The 6,563-nt window shown below is 73.2% G+C and carries 1 protein-coding gene; it reads left to right on the forward strand.

The window, feature by feature from the left end; all coding sequences use genetic code 11:
- The first annotated feature begins 169 nt into the window (after positions 1 to 169).
- A complete protein-coding gene (locus CLV43_RS39615; protein WP_106194593.1) occupies positions 170 to 6,481 on the forward strand; it encodes a type I polyketide synthase in 6,312 nt (2,103 codons plus the stop codon).
- Positions 6,482 to 6,563 lie beyond the last annotated feature (82 nt).

Below are 6,563 nucleotides of genomic sequence, written 5' to 3' on the forward strand. Positions count from 1 at the left end.
GGGGCGTTTCCTCAGGGGCCCGTAGGGGCCCGCTAGGGGTTGAGGGGTGTTGGGGCCACGGACAGAATCGTTTCGTGAGCTGAAGTGTGCCAAGCGCTTCACATTCACGACGATCTCATTCTCCTGCGCCGGAGAAACCCTGTCGTCCGTAGCGAAGAGGTGCTCTTAAATGGCGAATGAAGACACGCTCCGGGAGTATCTCAAACTGGTGACGGCGGATCTCCACACCACCCGGCAGCGGCTTCAGCAGCTGGAGGAGGGTGACCAGGAGCCGATCGCGATCGTGGCGATGAGCTGCCGTTATCCCGGTGGGGTCCGGTCGCCGGAAGATCTGTGGCGGCTGGTCGACTCCGGTGGCGACGCCATTTCCCCGCTTCCCGACGACCGCGGCTGGGGCACCGAGAACGGTGTTTTCGCGGTCGAGGGCGGCGGGTTCCTCTATGACGCGGCCGATTTCGAGCCCGCGTTCTTCGGTATTTCCCCGCGCGAGGCGCTGGCCATGGATCCGCAGCAGCGGCTGCTGTTGGAAACGACGTGGGAAGTGTTCGAACGGGCCGGAATCGACCCCAGGTCCCTGCGCGGCAGCCAGACCGGCGTGTTCGTCGGCGGCAGCGCCATGGGCTACGGGATCGGCCTGACCGAGGTGCCCGACGAGGTCGCGGGCCACCTGCTCACCGGTGCCGCCCCCAGCGTCCTGTCCGGCCGCCTCTCCTACACCTTCGGCCTCGAGGGCCCCGCGGTCACGGTCGACACCGCGTGCTCCTCCTCGCTCACCGCGCTGCACCTCGCCGCCACCGCCCTGCGCAACGGCGAGTGCTCGATCGCGCTCGCGGGCGGCGTGATGGTGATGAGCACCCCGGCCGTGTTCACCGAGTTCGGCAAGCAGGGCGGCCTCTCCCCGGACGGCCGCTGCCGCGCGTTCTCCGACGACGCCGACGGCACCGGCTGGTCCGAGGGCGTGGGCCTGCTGCTCGTCGAGAAGCTCTCCGACGCCCGGCGCAACGGCCACGAGGTCCTCGCCGTCATCCGCGGCAGCTCGGTCAACCAGGACGGCGCCTCCAACGGCCTGACCGCCCCCAACGGCCCCTCGCAGCAGCGGGTGATCCTCCAGGCGCTGGCCAACGCCGGTCTCGCGCCCGCGGACGTGGACGTCGTCGAGGCGCACGGCACCGGCACGCGGCTGGGCGACCCGATCGAGGCGCAGGCCATCCTCTCCACCTACGGCCAGGACCGCGAGCGCCCGGTGCTGCTGGGCTCGCTCAAGTCCAACATCGGCCACACCCAGTCCGCGGCGGGCGTCGCGGGCGTGATCAAGATGGTCATGGCGATCCGGCACGGGGTCGCCCCCAAGACGCTGCACGCCGACGAGCCCTCGCACCAGGTCGACTGGGAGGCGGGCTCGCTGGAGATCCTCACCGAGGCCCGCCCGTGGCCCGAGACCGGCAACCCCCGCCGCGCGGGCGTCTCCTCGTTCGGCGTGAGCGGCACCAACGCCCACGTCGTGCTGGAGCAGGCACCGGCCGAGGAGCCGGTCGAGGTGCCGCGCGCCTCCCGCGAGGTGCTGCCGTGGCTGCTGGCCGCGCGCACCGAGGACGGCCTGCGCGAGCAGGCCCGGCGGCTGCGCGAGCGGCTCGACGGCGCCGACGCGCACCCGGACGACGTGGCGTTCTCCCTGGCGACGACCCGCACCGCGCTCGCCCACCGCGCGGTCGTGGTCGGCGACGGCCCGGCGGCCCTGCACGCCGGTCTCGACGCCCTGGTCGACGGCACCCCCTCCGCGGGGGTGCAGCGCGGCGCGGTCACCGACGGCGGCCTGGCCGTGGTCTTCACCGGTCAGGGCAGCCAGCGGCTCGGCATGGGCCGTGAGCTGCACGCGGCGTTCCCGGTGTTCGCCGAGGCGTTCGACGCGGTGTGCGCCGAGTTCGAGTCGCCGGTCCGGGACGCGGTGTTCGGGGATGACGCCGCCGTCCTGGACCAGACCGGCATGACGCAGCCCGCGCTGTTCGCCGTCGAGGTGGCGCTGTTCCGGCTGGTCAGCTCGTGGGGTGTGCGGCCGGAGTTCCTGGCGGGGCACTCCATCGGCGAGCTGGCCGCGGCCCACGTGGCCGGGGTGCTGTCGCTGGAGGACGCGGCCGCGCTGGTCGAGGCGCGCGGCCTGCTGATGCAGGCGCTGCCCACCGGTGGCGCGATGGTCGCCCTGGAGGCCACCGAGGAGGAAGTGCTCGGGATGCTGGACCAGCACGTGTCCATCGCGGCCGTCAACGGCCCGAGGTCGATCGTGCTGGCCGGTGACGAGGACGCGGTGCTCGCGGTCACCGACGCGTTCCACGACCGGAAGTTCAAGCGGCTCAGCGTCTCCCACGCGTTCCACTCGCCGCACATGGACGCCATGCTCGACGACTTCCGCGCGGTGGCGGCCCGGCTGACCTACTCGCCGCCCGCCATCCCGATCGTCTCGACGGCCACCGGCGGGCTCGCCACCGCCGCCGAGCTGTGCTCCGCCGACTACTGGGTCTCCCACGTGCGCCGCGCCGTCCGGTTCGCCGACGCGGTCCGCGCGCTGGAAGCCCAAGGCGTGTCGACGTTCCTGGAGCTCGGCCCCGACGCCGTGCTCACCGCGATGGGTGCCGAGAGCGCCACCGACGCCGTGCTGGTCCCCGCGCTGCGCAAGGACCGCCCCGAGGTCGCGGCCATCACCACCGCGCTCGCGGGTCTGCACGTCCGCGGCGTCCGGATCGACTGGGCCGCCTACTTCGCGGGCACCGGCGCCCAGCGGATCGACCTGCCCACCTACGCCTTCGACCGCCAGCGCCTGTGGTTGGAGGACAACGGTTCTGTCGGTGACGTGACCTCGGCAGGCCTGTCCACCGCGGGCCACCCGCTGCTCGCCGCGGTGCTCCCGATGCCCGACGGCGGCGTGCTGTTCACCGCGCGGCTGTCCGTCGCCACCCACGGCTGGCTGGCCGACCACGTCGTCGCCGACAACGTGGTCGTGCCCGGCACCGCGCTGGTGGAGCTGGCGATCCGCGCGGGCGACCAGGTCGGCTGCGGCCACCTGGAGGAGCTGCTGCTCCAGGCCCCGCTCGTCATCCCCGCGCGGGGCGGCATCAGCCTGCACGTGGAGCTGGACGCCGAGCCCGGCCGCCGGATGATCACCGTCTACTCCCGCACCGACGAGGACGACGCGGCGTGGGTCGTGCACGCGACCGGTGTGCTGACCGACGAGCCCGCGACGCCGGGGTTCGAGCTGACCCAGTGGCCGCCCGCCGGGGCCGTCCCCCTTGACCTGACCGGCCTTTACGAGGACCTCGCCGCGGGCGGCCTGCGCTACGGCCCGGTCTTCCGCGGGCTGGCGAACGCCTGGCGCAGCGGCGACGACGTGTACGCGGAAGTCGCGCTGCCCGAGGCGGAACAGCGTCGGGCGGGCGCGTTCGGCGTCCACCCGGCGTTGCTCGACTCCGTCCTGCACACGCTGGGCATCGCCGACGGCGACACCGCGGAGCGGAGCGGCCCGGCGTCGCTGCCGTTCTCCTGGACCGGGGTGAGCCTGTTCGCCTCCGGCGCCGAGACGCTGCGCGCCCGCGTTTCCCCGTCACCGCAGGGAGACGGCATCTCGGTCGACGTCGCCGACGGCACCGGCTCGCCGGTCGCCCGCGTCGACTCGCTGGTGCTGCGCCCGATCAGCGGCGAGCAGTTCACCCGCGGCGGCGGCACCGACTCGCTCTACCGGGTCGACTGGACGCCGGTCTCGCCCGCCGTTGAGTCGAACACAGCCCCCGCGGCCATTTCCGGTGACTCCGTCGAGGACGTGACGATCCTGCACGTCGCCGACTCCGCCAACGTGCACACCGTCACCGCCGAGCTCCTGGCGGGCCTCAAGTCCTTCGTGGAGCAACGGTCCGACGAGTCGGTGCTGGTCGTGGTGACCAGCCACGCCGTCGCCGCGCTGCCCGGCGAGGACATCACCGTCCCCGCCCAGTCCGGCGCGTCCGGGCTGGTGCGCTCCGCGCAGTCCGAGCACCCCGGCGCGATCGTCCTGCTGGACCTGGACGACGTGACCGCGATCGACGAGGTCCTGCCCGCCGTGCTCGGCGCGCGGGAGCTGGAGGTCGCGGTCCGCGCGGGCACGCTCTACGCCCCGCGCCTGGTCCGCGCCACCTCCGGCTCGATCGCCCCGATGGCCACGGACTCCGCGTGGCGGCTGGACTTCACCGCCTCCGGCACGGTCGACAACCTGACCACGATCCCGTGGCCGCACGCCGAGTCGGCGCTGGAGCCCGGCGAGGTCCGGATCGCGATGCGGGCCGCGGGCGTCAACTTCCGCGACGTGATGAACGTGCTCGGCATGTACCCCGGTGACGCCGGGATCATGGGCCTGGAGGGCGCGGGCGTCGTGCTGGAGGTCGGTCCCGGTGTGGACGACCTCGCGGTCGGCGACCGGGTCATGGGCATGGTCGACGCCGCGTTCGGCCCGGTCGTGATCGCCGACCGCCGCAAGGTGTGCCCGATCCCGGAGGGCTGGTCGTTCACCCAGGCCGCCGGTGTGCCGCTGGTGTTCCTCACGGCGCTGTACGCGCTGGAGGACCTGGGGGGCCTCAAGTCCGGCGAGTCCGTCCTCGTCCACGCCGCCGCGGGCGGTGTCGGCATGGCCGCCACCCAGATCGCCCGCCACCTCGGCGCGGAGGTCTACGGCACGGCCAGCACCGGCAAGTGGGAGGCTCTGCGGGCGGCCGGGATCGCCGACGACCACATCGCCTCCTCGCGCACCATCGACTTCGAGCACGAGTTCACCATCGCCACCGACGGCCGGGGTGTGGACGTCGTCCTCAACGCCCTGTCCGGCGAGTTCGTCGACGCCTCGCTGCGCCTGCTGGCGCAGGGCGACGGCGGCCGGTTCCTGGAGATGGGCAAGACCGACGTGCGGCGCCCCGACGAGGTCGCCCGGCAGCACGTGGACGTCGAGTACACCGCGTTCGACCTGATCGAGGCCGGACCCGACCGGATCGGCGAGCTGCTGACCCGCCTGCACGGCTGGTTCGCCGACGGCTCGCTCAAGCCCCTGCCCGTCACGACGTGGGACGTCCACCGCGCCCCGGAGGCGTTCCGGTTCCTCGGGCAGGCCAAGCACACCGGCAAGGTCGTGCTGACCATCCCGACCCCGCTCGACCCGGACGGCTCGGTGCTCATCACCGGCGGCACCGGCGGACTGGGCGCGCTGGTGGCCCGGCACCTGGTGGCCGAGCACGGCGTCCGGCACCTGGTGCTGACCTCGCGCCGCGGCCCGGACGCGCCCGGCGCCACCGCGCTGGCCGACGAGCTGACCGCCCTCGGCGCCACCGTGGAGCTGGCGGCGTGCGACGTCGCCGACCACGCCGCGGTCTCCGCACTGCTCAAGGGGATCGAGCACCCGCTGACCGGGGTGGTGCACGCGGCCGGTGTGCTCGCGGACGGCGTGCTGGACTCGCTGACCCCGGACCGGCTGTCGGCCGTGCTCGGCCCGAAGGCGGACGCGGCCGCGCACCTGCACGAGCTGACCGCCGACCTCGACCTGGCGATGTTCATCGTCTTCTCCTCCGCCTCCGGCCTGTTCGGCGGGGCGGGGCAGGCGAACTACGCCGCCGCCAACACCTTCCTCGACGCGCTCGCCGTGCACCGCCGCGCCAAGGGCCTCCCGGCCATCTCGCTGGCCTGGGGCCCGTGGGACCAGACCGCGGGCATGGGCGCGTCCCTGTCCGACGCGGACATCGCCCGGATGGCCCGCTCCGGCATGCCGGTGCTGTCCGCCGACGACGGCCTCGCGCTGTTCGACCTGGCCCGCGTCACCGACGACGCCGTGCTGGTGCCGGTCAAGCTGGACCTGGCCACCCTGCGCGACGCCGGTGAGGTGCACCCCCTGCTGCGCGGCCTGGTCCGCGCCCCGGCCCGCCGAGCGGCCGCCGCCGCGGGCAAGGCCGAGCCCGCTTCGTGGTCGCAGCGGCTCGCGGGCAAGACCAGGGCCGAGCAGGACGAGCTGCTGCTGGACCTGGTGGTCGGCCAGGTCGCGGTGGTGCTCGGCTACGAGTCGCCGCTGGACATCAAGCCCACGCTGGCGTTCAAGGAGCTCGGCTTCGACTCGCTGTCCGCGGTGGAGCTGCGCAACACGCTCAGCGCCGCGACCGGCGTGAAGCTGCCCGCGACGCTGGTCTTCAACTACCCCAACGCGATCGAGCTGGCCGCCCACCTCCGCGCGGAGCTGGCGGGCGCCGACGGCACGGCCGCGACCCTCCTGGACGAGCTCGACCGGCTCGACCTCGCCTTCGCCGAGGTCGGCGCGGACGACCCGATGCGCACCAAGATCACCAGCCGACTGCAGCGCGTGCTGGCCAAGTGGAACGGGATCGGAGCGGACGCCGCGTCCTCCGATTCGGGGAAGGCCACGTTGGACGAGGCGGGCTACGACGAGCTCTTCGACTTCATCGACAACAACCTCAGCTCCTCGTGATCACCCACAACTTGTCTGAACCGCTGTAGAGGAGACGACTCGAATGGCCAACGAAGACAAGGTCCTCGCCTACCTGCGAAAG

This window comes from Umezawaea tangerina (genome assembly GCF_003002815.1).
GTDB lineage: Bacteria > Actinomycetota > Actinomycetes > Mycobacteriales > Pseudonocardiaceae > Umezawaea > Umezawaea tangerina.

Excerpts from the sequence above, each read along its gene's own strand:
- CLV43_RS39615 (WP_106194593.1), top strand. The coding sequence starts at position 170 with ATGGCGAATGAAGACACGCTCCGGGAGTATCTCAAACTGGTGACGGCG.